Origin of the sequence: Halovenus carboxidivorans, from assembly GCF_009831575.1 — an archaeon.
Lineage (GTDB): Archaea > Halobacteriota > Halobacteria > Halobacteriales > Haloarculaceae > Halovenus > Halovenus carboxidivorans.
Genome location: NZ_WUUT01000002.1, coordinates 382,429 through 400,901 on the forward strand (window position 1 = coordinate 382,429; position 18,473 = coordinate 400,901).

General features: G+C 64.7%; 7 protein-coding genes. 3 read left to right on the forward strand and 4 right to left on the reverse strand.

What is annotated here, in order from left to right:
• The first annotated feature begins 208 nt into the window (after window positions 1–208).
• Together GRX03_RS07390 and GRX03_RS17040 are read left to right on the forward strand one after the other, a co-directional pair.
• Entirely contained in the window at window positions 209–547 is a 339-nt protein-coding gene (locus GRX03_RS07390) for a hypothetical protein (RefSeq protein WP_159763555.1), read from the forward strand.
• The gene (locus tag GRX03_RS17040; protein WP_159763556.1) at window positions 544–9,516 is read left to right on the forward strand and encodes a choice-of-anchor D domain-containing protein; all 8,973 of its coding nucleotides are present in this window, start codon (window positions 544–546) and stop codon (window positions 9,514–9,516) included. Before GRX03_RS07390 ends, GRX03_RS17040 begins: the two co-directional genes overlap by 4 nt.
• An 89-nt stretch (window positions 9,517–9,605) precedes the next feature.
• Here the strand turns inward: GRX03_RS17040 and GRX03_RS07400 are convergent, their stop codons facing one another.
• The 3 genes from GRX03_RS07400 to GRX03_RS17130 form a co-directional block, all read right to left on the reverse strand.
• Entirely contained in the window at window positions 9,606–11,432 is a 1,827-nt protein-coding gene (locus GRX03_RS07400; RefSeq protein WP_159763557.1) for a hypothetical protein, read from the reverse strand.
• A gap of 2 nt (window positions 11,433–11,434) precedes the next feature.
• Complete coding sequence (locus GRX03_RS07405; protein ID WP_159763558.1) at window positions 11,435–12,901, reverse strand: hypothetical protein; 1,467 nt, start codon at window positions 12,899–12,901, stop codon at window positions 11,435–11,437.
• 62 nt (window positions 12,902–12,963) lie between these two features.
• Window positions 12,964–16,083, reverse strand: a complete 3,120-nt coding sequence (locus tag GRX03_RS17130; protein WP_449271933.1) for a tubulin-like doman-containing protein — start codon at window positions 16,081–16,083, stop codon at window positions 12,964–12,966.
• Between the two features lie 600 nt (window positions 16,084–16,683).
• Here GRX03_RS17130 and GRX03_RS07415 point away from each other — a divergent pair.
• Entirely contained in the window at window positions 16,684–16,992 is a 309-nt protein-coding gene (locus tag GRX03_RS07415; protein WP_159763560.1) for a hypothetical protein, read from the forward strand.
• A 42-nt stretch (window positions 16,993–17,034) separates the two neighbouring features.
• Here the strand turns inward: GRX03_RS07415 and GRX03_RS07420 are convergent, their stop codons facing one another.
• Window positions 17,035–18,357, reverse strand: a complete 1,323-nt coding sequence (locus tag GRX03_RS07420) for an MFS transporter (protein ID WP_159763561.1) — start codon at window positions 18,355–18,357, stop codon at window positions 17,035–17,037.
• Between the last annotated feature and the right edge of the window lie 116 nt (window positions 18,358–18,473).

The window sequence follows — 18,473 nt, forward strand, 5'->3', positions numbered from 1 at the left end:
GGTACTCTTCGGAATTCGACCCGGAACGGCCAGTCAGGACGTAATTCTTTCCGAACACGTTCCGGCGTGTTATTTGATCTGAAAACCGAGCCCGAACCGTCATTATACGAACTTCGATAGTGGCAGGGAAATGGGGGCGGGAGTAGCAGATGGTCGGACAGACGAGAAACAGACATACGGTGACGGCACAGCGACGGAACGCGACGGTGTGGCGCACAGCAGACGCCAGTTGGTTCTTCTCGCGCTGTTCGCGCTCGGACTGGTTCTGGTCGGGGCGCCGACGGACGGCGCCGCAGCGTCGAACAACGTTACCGATCCGACGCTCGTGTACGTGCAGGAATCGTCGGGCAACCTCACAATCGTCGACAGCGAAGGGACGAAAGTCTACACTGGAGTCAGCCACGACACCTCGAACAGTCACTACATCAAGTCAATCGGACCGTCGGTGGACTACGACGGCGACGGAACGCTCGAAGTCCCGTACACGAAACAGGACGGGACGAACGGGCCGCACTGCGGATCGTCGACGTCGAAACCGGGAACGTGACGACGCTCGTTCAGGATACCTACGACAAGAAAAGCAAGCTTGCGATCGGGAACTTCGATCAGGACAGCCACCCGGATCTGTTCTACGTCACGCCGAACAACGGGGTCGGGCGGGTGGACAACGACACCACTCCGACGGAGGTAATCGTCAGTGACAGCGACAGCACCGACGCGAAACCGAAGGCGTATCTGGGCGTCGTCGACGCCACTGGGGACGGGATTCGTGACGTGATCTGGTACGACGACAGCAGTGCGATCAAGTACATCAACTACAGCGTTCCGGACGATATCAAGAAACTCACCCTCGATACGACGCCGGGATCGAACAAGAACACCGGTGTCGGCGAGCCGCGGGATTTCAACGGCGACGGAGAGGTTCGGGTGCCGATCATCGACGGCTCGAAGAATCCGCAGGTGCTCGACCCCGACGGACCGAACGACCTGCAGTTGGCCGACGACGGCCCGGCGTACAAGACGACCGTCGGGACGGCGGACGTCGTCAACGACTCGCAGGCAGAACTGCTCTTCGTCAAAGACTCCTCGACGGAGATTTACTACATCGAGACAGACCAGGAACTCGACGCGCCGTACGACATCCTCTCGATCAACGGCAACACGTACGACGCGGACGCCAGTCTCGGCGGTCTCGCGTCGGGAGAGACGACGGTCACACAGCGGTTCGAGGGGCTCGATTCGACGAGTCCGGCGATCTCCGACGGCTCGGTGCCGGCGGACAACGGCTACGTCGAGGTGAGTTTCAGCGAAGGGGTCTACGCGAACAGCGACGGAACTGGCGGGCTGACCGCCAGCGACTTCACCGCGACGTTCGCCCGGAACGGTGGTTCCGCGACCGGCGTGAGCATCGACAGCGTGACCAACACGAGCGGGCAGAGTCCGTCCGGGGGCGAGAAGACGCTTCGCCTGCAGATCAGCGTGAGCGACGCCCCCGCCTCCGGCGACGAAACTGTCGAAATCCAGCCCGCCGACGGGAGTTCGATCTACGACAACGCCGGCAACGCGATGACCGACACCGAGTCGACTGGACCACTCTCACTGTCGGACCGTCGGAGTCCCGCGTACACGAGCGGCCCATCGACAGAGAACGTCAGCACGAACGGCTTCGATATCACTCTCACCGCCGACGAAAACGGCACGGGCTACTACGTCGTCCTTCCCGACGGTGCGGCCGAGCCGTCTGTCAGCGACGTGAAAAACGGGCAGGACGGCAGCGGTACCACCGCGGCGGACAGCGGCAATGCCAGCATCGCTGCGGGGACGACAGAGAGCTTCTCTGCCTCGGGGCTGAGCGAAGACACCGCATACGACGTGTACGTCGTCGCCGAGGACACGAACGGTAACGCGAACAAATCCACGAGAGTCGATCAGTCGACGGCGGATACGACCGCACCGAACTACACCACCGGCCCGTCGACGGGCAACGCCGGCGGCAGTGGCTTCGACATCGATCTGACCGTCGACGAAAACGGCACGGGCTACTACGTCGTCCTCCCCGACGGCGCGACCGAACCGACCCCCACAGATATCAAAAACGGTCAGGACGGCGACGGGAACACCGCCGCGGACGACGGTAACAAGTCACTCACTGCGGGCACGGGAGAGACGCTCACGGCGTCCGGGCTGAGCGAGGACACCGCATACGACGCGTTCGTCCTCGCGGAGGACACGAGCGGCAACGCCAATAAATCGGCTCGACTCGATCAGTCGACGACCGACATCACCGCGCCGGGCTACATGAGCGGCCCGTCGACAGGGAACGTCGGGACCAACGGCTTCGATATCAACTTCACCGCGAACGAAAGTGGAACCGGCTACTACGTCGTCCTCCCCGACGGCGCGAGCGAACCGTCCGTCAGCGACGTGAAAGCCGGACAGGACGGGGACGGAAACGCCGCATCGGACAGCGGTAGCGCGAGCATCAGCGCAGACACCAAGCAGACCGTCTCTGCCTCGGGGCTGAGCGAGGACACCGCCTACGACGTGTACGTCGTTGCTGAAGACGCCAGCGGCAACGCCAACAAGTCCGCAAAGGTCGATCAGTCGACGGCAGATACGACCGCGTCCTCGTTCGGTAGCGGACCGTCCACGGCCAACGTCGGCGCCGACGGATTCGACATCGAGTTCACGACAGACGAGAACGGCACGGGCCACTACGTCGTCGTCGGAGACGGCTCCCCGGCCCCGTCGGCGAGTCAGATCGAGAACGGCAACAACGCCTCGGGCGCGCCCGCCCGCAAGAGCGGGAGAGGCGGGGTCACCGGCGGAACCACCACCAGCCTCCGGGCCGCAGGCCTGAGCGAGTACACCGCCTACGACGTGTACGTCCTCGTCGAGGACGACAGCGGCAACGCTCGCGCCGCCGGACCGGTCGACGAGGTGACCGACCCCGCGGGCGTGACGTTCCCGGTCGACGCGGCGTTCGACGGCTCTGATCCGGCGGGCTGGCTGCTCGACAGGCGGGCGAGTTCCGGAGTCGAAGTCGGTGGCGAGAGCGAACCGGCGGCCCGGTTGACCGAGGCGAGCGGCGACCAGCAGGGGACCGCGCTGTACGAGCGCTCGCTGCCGACGGATAACGGGCTCACGACCGAGTTCCGGTACTACAGCGACGGCGGCGACGGCGGCGACGGGCTGTCGGTGATGTTGTTGAATGCCTCGAACGTCGACACGGACCGGTTCGGGGCCGGCGCCGGCGGCGACGGTCTCGGATACACCGGTAGCGACAGCACGGCCGGAGTCCCCGGCGGGTTCGTCGGCGTCGGCTTCGACGAGTCCGGGGCGTTTACCGCCGAGGATAGCTGTGTCGTCGGCGGGACATCGAGCGCACAGCCAGGTGTGACCGTCCGCGGTGCCGGCGACGAGGCGCCGACCGACAGAGCCTGTGACGGCAGCGGCGACGAAGGCTATCCGTTCCTCGACACCACCGCGGCGAGCGAACTCTCCGGCGATATCGACGGCGGCTGGCGCCGAGTCCGACTCACGCTCGATCCCACGGTCGGCGGGTCGACGGACGTTGGTCTGCGTGTCGAGATGAGCTTCGACGGCGGCAGTAGCTGGGAGACGGTCCTGAACACCAGCTACGCCGAATCGACGGTCGGAGCGCCGGTTCCGGACCGCGTCTCGCTCGCGCTCTCGGGGACGACGAGCACCGCGACGAACGTCCACGCGGTCGACGAGCTATCGGTCGGGACGCCGACGAACGCCACCGTCGAGACGACGAGTTCGCCCGCTGACGGACCGTACAAGGCCGGCGAGACGGTCTCCTACGACTTCGAGGTGACCAACGGCGGTCCGAACGCCGGCAACGTGACCCTCTCGCCGACGGTGTCAGTCGGACCGTCCGGATTCGAGCAGGTCGACTGGGACACCGACGACGACGGCAGTTTCGAGGTACTCGGGTCGGAGAACGCGACGGTATCGGTTCCGAGCGGCGCAACGAAATCGATCACGCTCCGGGGGACCGTCGACAGCGCGGCGAGGGGAACGCTTGACCACCGGGTCGAAGCGACGGCCGAGACGGGCCACATCGATCCGAACCCGTCGACAGCGAAGGACTCGGTCGCGGTGTCGATTCAGGACGCGCCCACGATGAGCGACGACGAGCGCTCACTGGCGCCCGTCGACGAGGATGCGACCGACCCCAACGGCACGACAGTCTCGACAGTCCTCGACTCAGCCGGAACGGCGAGCGATCCGGAAGGGGACGCCCTCGGCGTGGCAGTCGTCGGTGTCGACGACACTGGCGGTCAGTGGGAGTACTCGACGGACGGCGGGTCGACCTGGACCGCGGTCAGTGACGCCGCCCCGGACGGCGAGAGCGCGCTGTTGCTGGCTGGAGACGACCTGATCCGGTTGGTGCCGGACGCCGACGTGTCGGGAGCAATCGCCGGAAACGTGACGATTCGCGCCTGGGACCGGTACGGCGGATCGGCGGGAACGACGACCGCCGATACCGTCCCGAACGGGGGATCGACCGGATACTCACAGACGACCGGAACCGTCGGAGTGACCGTCCGGGACGCCCCGGAAGTCGCCACGATCAGCCGCGAGACCGAGAGCCCGACGAACGCCAGTTCCGTCGCCTTCGAGGTGACGTTCAGCCAATCAGTCTCCGGAGTCGACGCCGGGGATTTCGCCGCGACACAGAACAGCGGCGGCGTGTCCGGATCGGTCGCGGAGGTCAACACCAGCACCGGGACGGCCGTCACGGTGACCGTCGGTAACGTTAGCGGCGACGGGGAACTGAGTCTGGAACTGCTCGACGACGACAGCATCACCGACTCGACCGGGGTTCCACTCGGTGGGGTCGGAACCAGCGGAAGCGGTGACGGGAGTTCCACCGGGGGCGAGAGCCTCCAGATCGACAACACCGCGCCGGAACTCGCCAGCGTTTCACGAGTCGACGCGACGACGCTCGACCTGTCGTCGTCCGACGGCGTAGACATAGACGAGTCCACCGTCACCGCGGCAGACCTCTCGACGGACAACGGGTCGATCAGTTCCGTCTCGGTCGCGGAGAACGGGACAGACGCGAACGCGACTGTCGAGTTGGAAGCGCCCGTCGATGCGGAGACGGTCACGGTCTCACTGGCCGGGACAATCGCTGATCTCGGCGGGAACAGCGTCGACACCGGAGCGGTGACCGCAACGGAGATGGACGGGGCCGGACCGACACTCGTCGATGTCAGCAAGGTCAACTTCACGACCCTCTCGGTGACTCTCGCCGAGAACGGAAGCGGCATCGACGCCGGAACGATCGAACAGGCGGATTTCAGCGCCGACAACGGCACAATCGACAGTATCGACGCGACGAACGTGACAGACGGCTCGACCGGCGAGCAGACGCTCACGCTCACGCTCGCGGAGGCGGTCGAGACGGAGACAGTGACAGTCTCCGTCCAGAGCGGCAACGGCGGGATTGCAGACGTGGCGGGCAACGCCCGGACCGCCGGGGAGGGGACCGCCACGGGGATGGACCCGCTCGATCCGGCGGCGTTCGTCGAGGGGGCGATCACCGATCAGAGTCCCGACAAGATCGAGGTGACCTTCGACAAGTCGGTCTCGGTCACGGCGGGGGCCGACGGATTCGCCGCCGCGATCGAGGGGATCGAACGGGACATCGAGGCCGTCGATCCCGGCGCGAACGAGACGACGGTCGTGGTCACGCTGTCGGATACGACCGTCTCCGCCGGTGAGAACGTCTCCGTGCAGTACGACGGAGCCAGCGGTAACCTCCGCAACGCCGACGGCATCGGGACGGAGACGTTCTCGATCAGCACCGACGAGACGGACGGATTCTCGAACGACGTCGAGCCAGATGTCGGTGCCCTGACCGTCGACATCGACGAAGGGAGTAGCACGTTGAGCGCCACAGAGGGCGGAACCATCAGCGTCGATGCCCCCGTCACGAACACGGGCGACGCCGAGTTAGCCCAGACAGTCGAGGCCGAAATCGCGGGCGCTGTGCGGGACAGCGAGACGGTGACGGTCGGAGGTGGCGAGAGCCGGACAGTCACGCTCTCGTTCACCGCAGAGGCGTCTCTCGACGGCGAGTCAGTGACGGTCAGCACGGCCAACGAGTCGGCGTCGACGACAGTCAGCGTCGCGGAAGCGCCCGAGGGGGCCTTCTTCGGGGTGACCGTGGACTCGATCAGCCGGGAGGTGACCGCGGGCGAGTCCGTCCAGGCGACTGTCACGGTCGAAAACACGGGCGACCAGCAGGCGACGAAGGCTATCGAGTTACTCGACGACGAGGGTGCGGTCGTCGACAGCCAGTCCGTAACCCTCGCCGGCGGCAGTACCGAGACGGTCTCGGTGAGGTGGGCGACGAACACGGAGGGTGTCGGAACGGCAACGCTCGCGATCCGGACGCCGGACGATCAGACGACGGCCACGGTCGCCGTCGAGTCGCCGGCACCGGAGATTTCGGCGTTCGAGATGAACGGTTCCGAGTCGGGCGAACTCACTCTCACAGTCGAGAGCGACCGGCCGCTGGAAGAACTCGACGTTACGGTCTCCGGGCCGTCGGAGACGACGCTGGCGACGGAGGCGTCCGACGAACAGGCCAGCGGCGAGGGCTACACGTACACCGCGACGACGACGGTGACGGCGGCGGGCACCTACGAGGCCACGCTCGAAACGGCCCGAGACGCCGAGGGAACGGACGGCGCGTCCGGGCAGTCGGCGACTGTGCGCTTCGACGACGAGGTGGCGGCGGTCGCGACCGCTGACAGCTACGTCGTCAGCGTGAACGCGTCGGTCGGTCTCCGGGCGACGGAATCGACGGTATCGACCGACTCGGCGACCTACGAGTGGCGGGTCGACGGCGACGTGATCGGAACCGGCGAAACGACGACCGTCTCGTGGCCGACGCCGGGAGAACGGAACGTGACTCTCGTCGTCGCCGCGGGCGGGAAGACGGACACAGCGACGGTCTCGGTGACCGTCGAGGACGAGACCGATCCCGTCGCCCGATTGACCGCCCCCGAGACGGTCGAGTTCGGCACCGGAGCGGTCTTCGACGCGTCGAACGCGACCGACAACGTCGGGATCGACCGCTACGAGTGGGTCTTCGGTGACGGGAGGACCGCATCGGGGCCGGATCTCGTCCGCCCGGCCCACAGCTACAACGCGACCGGCGAGTACACCGTCGAACTGACCGTCGTCGACGCCAGCGGTGGGTCGACGACGACGAGCGCGCAGGTCTCCGTCGAGGGAGCGGACGTGACGGTCTCCGACAGCGGGCTCGAGTTCGGAGCGGTTTCGACCGGTTCCGAACGGACCGAGACAGTGACGCTCACGAACAACGGAACCGAGCCGTTCGTCGCCGAGAACGTGTCCGTCGCCGGTCCCGGGAGCGGTCCGTTCACCGCGGCGGAGGAGGTCCGCGTCAACCCCGGCGAGCGCCGGCTCCTTCCGGTGACGTTCGAGCCCGAGACGCCCGGCGAGCGGTCCGCGACTCTCGAACTCGGGGAGGTCGGCTCGCTCCCGCTGACGGCCACGGGGATCGAAGGCACACTCACCCCCGAAACGGGTAGTGCCGGATTCGGTTCCGTCCCCGTCGGTGAGACCGCCGAGACCACGGTCGCCGTCCGCAACGACGGCACCGAACCGGTCGCTACCGAGGAAGTCACAGCGACCGGCGAACAGTTCACCGCGACCGGCGGACCGGAACGGATCGCACCGGGCGAGCGGGGAACGGTCACCGTCGAGTTCACGCCGACCGCACCCGGCGAGGCGAGCGCCACCCTGACGGTCGCAGGCGGAGAGACGCGGGCGAGTCTCAGCCTCGCAGGGACCGGGGCGGGGCCGAAACTCTCGGTCGTGCAGTCGGCGGTGCAGTTCGGCACAGTCGGCGTGGACCAGCGTAGGCAGCGAACTCTCGAACTCGCAAACTACGGGACCGAGCCGCTCGGAATCGACGAGATAGCTACCAACGGGACGGCCTTCGAGGTGGTCGACGCTCCGGAAACGATCAGTGCCGGTGAGCGGGCGACCGTCGATATCGCCTTCTCGCCTGCGGAAGCAGGCGAGTACGAGGACAGCCTGCGAGTCCGGAGCAACGCCACGGGCGGTCCCGCGACGGCGGGCGTCTCCGGAACTGGGGTCGCGCCGAAGATCAGCCTCGACCGCCGGACGCTGGACTTCGGGAACGTCTCCGTCGGCGAGCGAAAGCTACTGGAGTTGGTCGTGACGAACAAGGCCAGTTCCAGAGCGCCGCTGTCCGTCACGAGAACGGAGATCGTGGGTGAGAATCCGGACGCCTTCGAGATTGTCGGCGGCGACGCCGAGTACAGCCTCGCACCCGGAGAGAACCGGACGATCACCGTCGCGTTCGAGCCACAGAGCACCGGGGTCAAGGAGGGACAACTCCAGATCAAAAGCACCGCGGCCAACCAGCCGCTGATAAACGTCTGGCTCTCGAACACGCGAACGTACATCGTGGTTCAGGAGGTCGACGCCGTCGACGGGGGCTCGACCGAGAGCGAGACGGAGCCGACCGACTTCGAGACGCGCTCGACGGAGCCGGTGACGATCAACGTCGACGGTGAGAACGCCGACGAGGGAAGCGAGTTCGTCGTCAATACGTCGACGCCGTCGGTCAGCGCGCGCCGCGCCGGCGTCGACAAACTCGATTACGAGCTCCAGCGAGCGGGTGGCTTCGAGCTGAACATCAATCACTCACAGCGTCCGCACGGGCCGACCTTCGAGGATCCGGGCAAAGCGGTCGCGGAGTACATCGAGATCGAACACGTAGAGGGCGATCCCGACTCGACGTACACTGACCCCGGGATGCAGTTCCGCGTCAGCAAGTCCGAACTGCCCGACGGTGCCGGTCCGGATGCTCCGACGCTGTACCGCTGGAACGAGAGTACCGAACAGTGGGTCGATATGAGCGACTCGACGACGCCCGTCGGAGAGACCGACGGCCACTACCGCTACCGGACGGATCTACCCGGCTTCTCGCAGTTCGCCGTGACCGTGCCGACGGCGACCGATCCCGTCCTCGAGATCCAGCGGCTGTCCGCCCCCGAGTCGGTCGAAGCGGGCGAGGAGTTCTCTGTCGACGCGGAGATCCAGAATACCGGCGGGACCGGCGAGGGGACTGTCGAGTTGACTGTCGGCGGCGAGACCGTCACCACGGCCACGGTGACGCTGGACGCCGGCGGAACTGAGACTGTGACACTGCGATATCAGCCCGAGACGGGCGACGGTCAAGTCACGCTCACGGCTACGACCGGGTCCGACGAGGCGTCGGCCACGACCGAAATCCGAGCCGCGGAGTCACCGCCACAGACCGAGAACTCCGGTGACGACTGTGAACTGCTCGGGCTGAACTTCGGTTCGTTCATCGTCTGCTGGTACTGGTGGGTGCTGCTGATCGCGGTCGGCATCGTCAGTGGCGCGTTTGTCTGGCGGCGGACGGGCGACGACTCCTCGCGGACGCACTACTGAGGTTGCGGTTCCTCTCCTCGGAACACGTTCTTTCAGGGGAATCCGAATAAATAAGCGACAGGGCGGCGCTTAGCCCCACTGCGGGGCGCTCACCCTGCTGATACACCGCCGACGCCACGGGCGCCCCGCGGGTCGGCGCCCGACCACGGGCCAGCGTCGGCGCTCGATAACGCCGGCATCTGGGCGGCAGCCGTCTGGTAACTATCGACCTGTACCGTCGCGTTGACTCCCGTCGGGCGGTGCGTGGCCGTGACCGTGAGCGACTCTGCCGGGTTGACGCCCACACCGGAGAGCGTCGACTCGTTCACGGTCGCGGAGAAGCCAGCGGTGGTGGTCTCTACCGTCGTGTTGTACTCTGTGGACCCGGGATCGGTCACGACGATATCGACCGTCTCGTTGGCCGAACTGGTCCCGTTTCTCGTCACGTTGCCCGTCATGGATAGCTCCTGTTGGTCGCCGGCGTCGTTCCACTCGGCGTCGAGATTGACGCCGATCTCGTCTCTACCGGCCGTTCCCTCGGTCGAGTCCGAACCGTCGGTGGAGTCGGAGCTATCAGTACCGGTCGAGTCCGACGTACTGTTCGTCGCATCCGATCCCTCGCCGGTCTCGCTGTCCTGTTCCGGTCCGGGGCCCGGATACGCCAGACGCTGGTTGAATCCGGACTCCAGATGTTCGAGTTCGATGTCGAACTCCTCAGTGATCGTAACATCCTCGGCAATCTCCGAACTCGGAATGCGTTGCTCGAAGGTGCCGTTCGCGTCGGTGGTGAACTGCTCGGAGAAGTTGCCTGTCGAGGAGTTGATCACCAGTTGCAGCCCCGCATCGGCCATCGGCTCCCCGTTTTCCGTGAGCGTGCCGTTGACGGCGAGATCGGTGCTGCTGCCGTTTGCCACCCAGTCGGCGGTTACGTTGGTCATCGCCAGGTCACCGAATCCGGTGCCGGTGTCGCCGCCGTCGGAGAGAAAGCCCGGAAGTCCGAACAGGCCGAGGACGTACGCGGCGGCGACGGCAATCGCGAGAATCGCGACGACAGCCCCGCCAGCGGCGAGCAGTTTGAGCCGGTTTCCGTCGTCGTCGCTACTGAGTGCCTTCTGTCGCTGTCTGCGGATCTGTTCGATCCGATCCTGATAGGTCTGGTAGGCCTGACCTGTCTCTCCGAGCAACTCCAGGCCGACGTACGAACCGGTCTCGATGACGACGTCGTACTCGTCCAGCGCGTTGCTGGACGGATTTTCCGCGACGACGAAGCCGCTCACGTCCGTGCTCAGATACTGTGCCACGTTCAGCGCGGCTTCGGGGTTCCCGACCCCGAGGCGGGCCTGGTCGAGAGTTGGCGGGTCGGCCGCCTCTTTCGGACTCTGGGAGAAGGCGCCACCGCTGGACTCCGAGAACGGGTCGAGAGCGTCCCCCGAGTTTCCGTACCGGTCGGTCGATCCCGAGTCGAGCGGGTCACCGTGCCGTCCGTACGACCCCCCGGAACTGAACTCGTCTCCGTCACCGAACTCGGAGGCGCCGCCGGTGAGCATCTCGACAACGTCGTCGAGTTTGTTCGTTTCGGGGGGGTTCCCCGAGGGGTCTCGATCCCCGATGACGTACCGGAAGAGTTCGGTATCGTCGGTCGAAGTGTCGAAGGAGAGGCCGTACTCGTCCTCGATGCGCCGTCGCAACGCGGTCGGGAACGCCTCGAACGCCTCTCGCTGTGAGGTCTGCGAGCGGTAGACGGCGTAGTACTGCTCGGATCGAGCGGCGCTCGACTCCCTGGCTCGGAAGAAACAGATGATCTCGTAGCTCCCACCAGTCTGCGTCCCAGCCAGTCTGACGCCGTCGAAAAACAGGTCCTTGATTCGCTGGCTCTGCGTTCCGCTGTCCGCGCGGATGCCGTCGCCCTGGGAGTCGTAGATGGTGAGGTCAGCCATGTTTAGAGTCGCCCTAGTTTATCGAGTAGTTCGTCGAAGCCGACAGTCATCACCGTGCCAGTGTCGTCGCGCATCGGCACCCGGTTGCCGTCGTCGTCGACTTTCGTCTGGTAGTAGACGGGATGGATGTCCTGGTTCGTCTCCGCGACCAGTGCCTCGATGTTCTCGTTCTGGCGGAGCCGCCTGTTGACGAACTCCGTGAACTCCTCGTAATCGAGGTGGGCTTCGAGCCCTCGCTCCGACTCGAACTCGTCGAGCAACACGTCGGCTTTCGTCGCGACGAGCAGGATATCCTTGCCGTCGACGGCCTGCAGGATGCTGAAATACTCCGAGATATCGAGCGGTTCGTCCCTGGCGTACCGGCTCATATCGATCGTGAGCACCAGCGTGTCCGAGTCTTCGATCCCCTCGACGAGCCGCCGTTCCGTGTTGTCGAGTTCCTCCCACTCCTTCGCTCCCGTCAGCGCGTCCGGCAACCGGCTGAGATACTCGCCGGCGTAATCCAGCGCGGAGAGGCGGATGTTCTTCGGGAACACGGAGCCGTGAACGTACTGGAAACTCAGTTCGTTCACCTGCCCCGGCGGCGTCGCCTCGACGATCCAGTCGGTCTCCTTGCGGTCGAGCGCCTCCAGAATGCTCATCAGATCCTGACTCGGCTCCAGCGGAATGTTCTTATCAGACGAGCGGACGCGTTCGAGCGCTTCGAGATACGCGCCGATGAGAAACAGGCTCTTCCCGGACGCTCGCGGACCGAGGATGAAAAACTCCCTGTCGGCGTCGTACTCCACGAACCGTTTCGCCGTCGCGATGAACACCACGGAGGCCCCGAGATGCAACGGCAGGTCAGCGGTGTTGATGCCGAAGCCGTTGTTGACGATCTGAGGCTGGAACGGTGTGTCGGCGTCGATGTAGATGCCGGGGTACTGCAAGTGGACCTCGACGAAACAGACGACGACCAGTCCGGCCATGACGAAAAACAGCGCACGGGAGGCCCGCCGGAACTCGACTGTCTCGCCCTCGAACAGGTCGATCACCTGGCGTCCACCGCCGAACAGAAAGCCGACGACGACGCCACCGACCAGCGCCGGTCCCTGCTCGGCAACGTTCAGTTGGGGCAACAACAGCCCGAACGACTGGAGTCCGACCAACGCGATGACGGTACCGATCCAGAGCAGCGCGGCCTGCCACCGTTTTTTCGGATCGATCGTCATCAATACCAACAGACCGAGAAAGAGCCCCAGTCCCGCGGCGGTTACGGTCTGATGCGAGGAGCTGAGAACGGGTCCGAAGACCGCAAACCGGAGAAAGCGGATGATCGCGTTCGGAATCCCACGGCCCGTCAGCGTCGCCTGCCAGGCGTCGGCGAACATGCCGGACATCGGCCACGCCAGCGCGAGGATGAGGGCGAAGTAACCGACGAGGGTGAGCTTCTCCTTGTTGTCCCGCAGATACTGGATCGCGTTACTCATAGCTGACTCCTCTCGGGTCGACAGTAGAGCGTTAGTTGATACATCGTAATCCTGCTGAGAGATTAGTTGTCGCCCACTTCGACGGTCTCGACGTAGTTGTTCAGTAGGTCGTCGACGATTTCGTCCTGATCGCGGAGGTAGAAGGCCACGTCGTCGTCAGTTTCCAGGTTGAGCAGATCCTTCCGCCGGACGTAGATCCCGTCTTCGAGGCCGTAGCTGTGGTGGATGCGGAGGTCGCCGTTTTCCTCCTCGTATTTCTGCTCGTAGCCGGCGTAGTAGCCGTCGGCCTGGACGACTTTCCTGATGTTGTCGAGGAAGACGCCGGTGATGAACACTGAGAGACCGATATCCCACGGGCCGCCGCTGTCCTGGGGCCAACTCGTGAACGGGCTCTCGACGCGCTTGCCGCTCGCGCCGAGGTCGAACGCGTCGCGGAACGTATCCTCGAAGTCGAGGGCGTCCGAATCGATCTGGTCGACGGCGGGACTGGAGACCGCGACTCGAACCTTGAGATCGCTGTACCGCGAGGTCCCCTTGTCCAGTTTCCGTCGGAGCAGACCCGTGTACTGCTCGCGGCGGGCGTTCTGTGCCAACTCTTCGAGGTTGCTGCGGAGGCGCTGGTTCTCCTCCTCGCTGCTGAACAGGTCGCTCTCCGCGATGTCGTCCCGGCCGGTCGCCCGGAAGATGTCGTTCGGCTGGACGTTTTTGAGATAGACGTAATCGTCGCTCTGTGCGACGCTACCCCGGTCGGTGTTGTCGGTCTGTTCGGCGAGTTTCTTCTGGAAGGAACTGGTCTTCTGCTCCCAGTTCTCCCGGCGGTTGTTCACCTCCTGGAAGAGGTCGATTGCCGGGCCGTACACCTCCATCTCGGTTTCCATCTCGTCGAGGTCGGCCTGGAGGTCGTCCCGACGCTGTTCGAGCTGGTCGGTCTCGCCGATGTCACGCCGGATCACGGACCGACCGATCTCGCGGATCCGGTCGATATCCGGCTCTGGCGAGCCGAGTTCGGTCTCCAGCGATTCCTGTTCGTCGGGCGGAATCTCCTCGACCTGCGAGCGGAGCCGGTCGATTGCCGTCTCTCGGAGCCGCTGTTCTTTCCGCCGGCACTGATCGAGGATCACCTCCGTATCGAAGGTGATATCGACGTTGAAGTTGCCCGTCGGCGGCCCGACCTGGAAGACGCCGCTCTCGGCGAGGTTGTTCTTCTGGATGCGGTAGTCCTTGTTGGCCTCCTCGCGGCGCTCCTCGGTGTCGCTCTTCCAGGGGGTGATCGATTCGAGAGTGCCCTCCTCCTGGTTCATCGTCAGGAAGGCTTTCTTCGCTCGCTTGAGATCAGTCAGCGAGCCGGAGACCGCGCGGAGGTGGTCGTCGGCCGCGACGCCGCCGGCGTCCAGCGCCTCGCCCAGTCGGTCGATCTGCTCCAGGACGAGATTATCCCGCGCCTGATCGACTTCCTGGTGGGACGCCGCGTTGACGACATCCCCGACGAACCGGTCCATCGCTCCCATCAGATCGGACAGGATCGCCTGGATCTGGTCGGTGTCCAGCCGCTGGAGCTGTTCGAGATCCGCCTCCACCTCGCGCATCCACTCGGAGGTCTGGCGTTCGATCTCCGCGGACTGTTCGTCGCGTTTCTCCTCGAGTCGCTGTGTGACATCTTCGAGGTCTGCGGTCAGTTCGTCGTACGTGTCCTCGATGTCCTCGTATTTCGCCTCCAGCCGCTGGAGCTTGACACCCGGTGCGGCGGTCGCGTCACCGATGCCCATCAGGTACTCGACGGCGTCGCGGATCCGGTTGTGCTCGATTGCCTGGCGGCGCTGGAGCAGTTCCTTCCGCCGGACGATCATCGTCAGGTCCTGTTCGAGAATCTCCGCGAGCCGTTCGTCGATGTTGTCGACGAACGTCCCCGTCTCCTGGCTCGTGGCGTCGACCGCCCGGAGCGAGCCGGAGATGATGTCGATCTGTTCGACCACGTCGTCGGTCTCGCTTTTGGCGTCGGCGATGATGTCCTCGAAGATTCCGAGCGAGTGGTACTCCAGTTCGTCGAATAGCTCGAAATCGAGCCAGGATTCTACGTCTTCGAGCCGCTCTTTGAGGTCGGTCTCGTCCAGATCACGCAGGCCGCCGTCGAGGTCGGCGCTGTCGGGGTCGTAATGTCGCGTGAGGAACCGGTCGATACGGTTGTAGATCTCCGCCTCGTGCTGGAGCGCCTCGTCTTTCTCCGTGAGCACCTCGCGGAACTGCCCGCGGGAGTCGTTGATCGCCTCGACGTTGTACCGGAGCACCTGTGGAATCCCGATCGTAAAGGGCGCGAACGACGGGGTGTCCGCGAACGGGTCCTCCAGCCCCTCGGTGTTGTAATACGCCGTCAACAGGTAGAGGATCGCCTCGTCGAGTTCCTCGAGCAGTTTGTCCGACTGCAGCCGGTTGCCGATCTTTCCGTCGAAATCGGTCGGGTCGATCGGGATCAGAATCCGGTCTTTGAACACGTTGTTGCCCGACAGCGCGTCGTACTCGAGTTCGGACAGCGCCGCGAAGGCGTTGGTGTTCTCTTTGATGCCTTCGGTGTGGTTCGGAAGGATACCGAACAGCGTGATCTCTGCGGTTCGCTGTCGTTCCTGGAGGTGTTGTGCGAGATCGAGGAGGATGCCCGATCCCGTGCCGCCACCGAGACCCGCGATGATCGCCACCTTGCCCTTCTGTGAGAGATCGATGTACGAGGAGATCTGGTCGTCCTCGGCGTAGGCCTTGTAGTAGATGGCTTTGCCGAGCCCGCGTTTCCGGACGACCCCTTTCGCGAAGTCCAGGTTCTCGTTGATGTGCTCCTCTTCGATCCACCAGTTGTCCTCGTCCATCCCGTTTCCGGCGGCGATTCTGGGGACTGCGTCGTCGCCGATGAGGTCGATACTGCCGCTCAGATGGATATCCTCGGTGATAAGCTTGTACTCGACCTCGATAGTTCCGGTCCGGCCCTTCGACGGATCGCGTAGCTCCTCTTCTTTCTCCTGGATCCGCTGTCGAATCTCGTGAATCCGTTCCTGATCGGTGTTCTTCTCACCCTCCGCCGTGTCGATGATCGTGACGGTGAGCGACGAGGGGTCCGGACGCGGCTCGAGAAGGTCCTCAAGTATCCACTCCGCCTCGAGTAATTCCAGTGCAATCGCTTTCCCCGCACCGCCCACTGCAAAGATTTTGTCGGGAAGATTCATAACGGTACCTTAACACAGAGAGGGTGTGTTCGAGCCGACTTATAACTTAGTGATACACTATAATCAAACGAAAGACAGTTCTGTGATTTGAAGTACAAATTAGCTATTTCAAGAAATTCACGGGGGATTAATGTACGTTCGTTGTCCAATCCGGTCAGTTCTGTAAACAGCGTAGAGTAAGGTCCTTCGAGCGAGAGACGCAGACGATACCCTCGGGCGGGGGTCGACGGCGAGTTCGTCGACAGCGAGTAAGACCTCTCTGTGCACCCGGCAGTCAGAGGCGGACTGGCGAGTACGATCCGATTACCAAAGAATATTTGTCGAGTATGGCCAGCCGAGCGCGGCCCTCTTTTGACCCGCGGGTCACTGGATCGAGAGGGGCCGGCCGCAGTCGGGACAGTGCTCGGTGACAATCGTGACCTCGGCGTCGCAGTCCGGACAGTACTCCCGGTAACAGGCTGTATCGCCCATATCGGTGGTACGCTGGCGGCCGGCAAAAAAGCTCGCTCCGGCCGAGAATCCCGAAGACGTTCGGGTTCACTGCTTTGGATCAGGCGGGAGCAGAGACGGGTAATGAGTGATCGACGCGACGCCCTTCAGGAGGTCGCAGATCAGTTGGTGGAGTACGACGGGATCCGGGACGCGTTTCTGGCGAAAAGTTTCACAGATCGGCTCCTCATCGTCGATGTCGAACGGGACAGGGAGTTGCCCGACCCGGCGCTGGCTCTGCTCGACGAACACGACCTCCGCGGAATCGAGGAGGTCTACGGCGAGGACAGCGAGCGGCGGTCGGTCGTCGGCGACGTCGGAGACGCGACCCGGCATCACTTTGTCGACGTGCAGACGCGCGGCGACCACCAATCGTACGTCGTGGACACCTGACGGAGAGTCCCCGCGGTGGGTTGCTACTCCGGGGGTCAGCGGTTAGTCAGTCCCGACGGCGGCCCGGGCCGTCGAGGAGGTCGGTCGGTACCGACGGAGTTGCCAGCAGAGCACGACGCCGACGACACCGAGGGCCAGATAGAGGACGAATCCGTGGCCGTAGCCGGCCCGACCGGAGATGTCCACGGCGGCACCGAGAATGGGCGGGAAGACGAACCCACCGAGGCCACCCAGACCGCCGACGAGACCGGAGGCGCCGCCCACGGCGTCGGGGACGTATTCGGGGACGAGTTTGAACACGGCGGCGTTCGCAACGCCGACACCGAGGCCGACGACGAGTGCCGCGACAACCGCCGCCGGCAGTGTCCCGGCGAGGACAAACAGAGCGGCTCCTAACGCCACGAACGCAAAGCTTACCGCCGCGACCCGTTCCCCGCCGAATCGATCCGTGAGCCGTCCGCCCGGAACCCGACAGACCGTCGCGAACAGCGTGAACGCGAGCGCCGTCACCAGCCCAGCAGTTCGGGCGTCGAGGCCGTGAAACTCGCTCCAGTAGGAGGGGAGCCAGACCGTCAGCGCCAGAAACCCACCAAAGGAGATGAAGTACAGCGCGACGAGCGCCCAGGTTCGAGCGGTCCCCGCGGCCCGTCGAAACGCCTCGGTGGCGTCGCCGGACGGAAACAGTTCTTGTCCGTCCGCGCGCGCCTGCTCACGAGCGCGCTCGTGCGCCTCGCCGCGAGAACGATACTGGAAGTACGGCGCGTCCACCGCCGAGACTGCGTACACCACGGTTCCGACAACGAGAAAGCCCAGCCAGAGCAGATAGGAGGCGACGACGCCGAGCGCGCCCACTGCCAGCGGGAGGACGATCGTAAACAGCCCGGGCGAACTGTTCCCGACTCCGCCGTAGACAGCGAGAGCGGTGCCCTGGCTGTCCGCCGGATACCAGTACGAGGTTCCCGCGGCACCGACCGAGAAACTCGCGACGCCGCACCCCGTCAGCGTCGCACAGAGAAAGACGAGCGGATAGTGGGCCATCGAGAGGCCGTCAGGATACAGCCAGACCAGAACGGCCGCCAGCCCCGCCATGCCCAGAACCGACAGACAGAGTAACACGAGCAACGGGCGCTTCGAGCCCGCTCGCTCGACCCACGCGGCGAACGGAATCCGAAGCACCGACCCGACGAAACTCGGAGCGCCGACGAGCAGACCGAGCCACAGCCCCGACAGTCCCATCGCGCTCCGAAACGCCTCACCGACCGGGCCGATGACGGCAACTCCGGCGAAACCGACGAAAAACCCGAGCGTCGCGGCGGCCAGTCCACGCCGGGGCGAGCCATCGACCGGAGGGTCAGCAACGGACATCGGTGTGTCGGTATACCCCGTCCTCGTTGTAATGTGTCTCCACGATTCCAGAGCACTGAAAATGCGAACCGGTCCGCGGGCCGTCGGGCACCGGGGACCGACGACGGCCTGTCGCG

Excerpts from the sequence above, each read along its gene's own strand:
- GRX03_RS07420 (WP_159763561.1), bottom strand. The coding sequence starts at position 18,357 with ATGTCCGTTGCTGACCCTCCGGTCGATGGCTCGCCCCGGCGTGGACTG.
- GRX03_RS07415 (WP_159763560.1), top strand. The coding sequence starts at position 16,684 with ATGAGTGATCGACGCGACGCCCTTCAGGAGGTCGCAGATCAGTTGGTG.
- GRX03_RS07405 (WP_159763558.1), bottom strand. The coding sequence starts at position 12,901 with ATGAGTAACGCGATCCAGTATCTGCGGGACAACAAGGAGAAGCTCACC.
- GRX03_RS07400 (WP_159763557.1), bottom strand. The coding sequence starts at position 11,432 with ATGGCTGACCTCACCATCTACGACTCCCAGGGCGACGGCATCCGCGCG.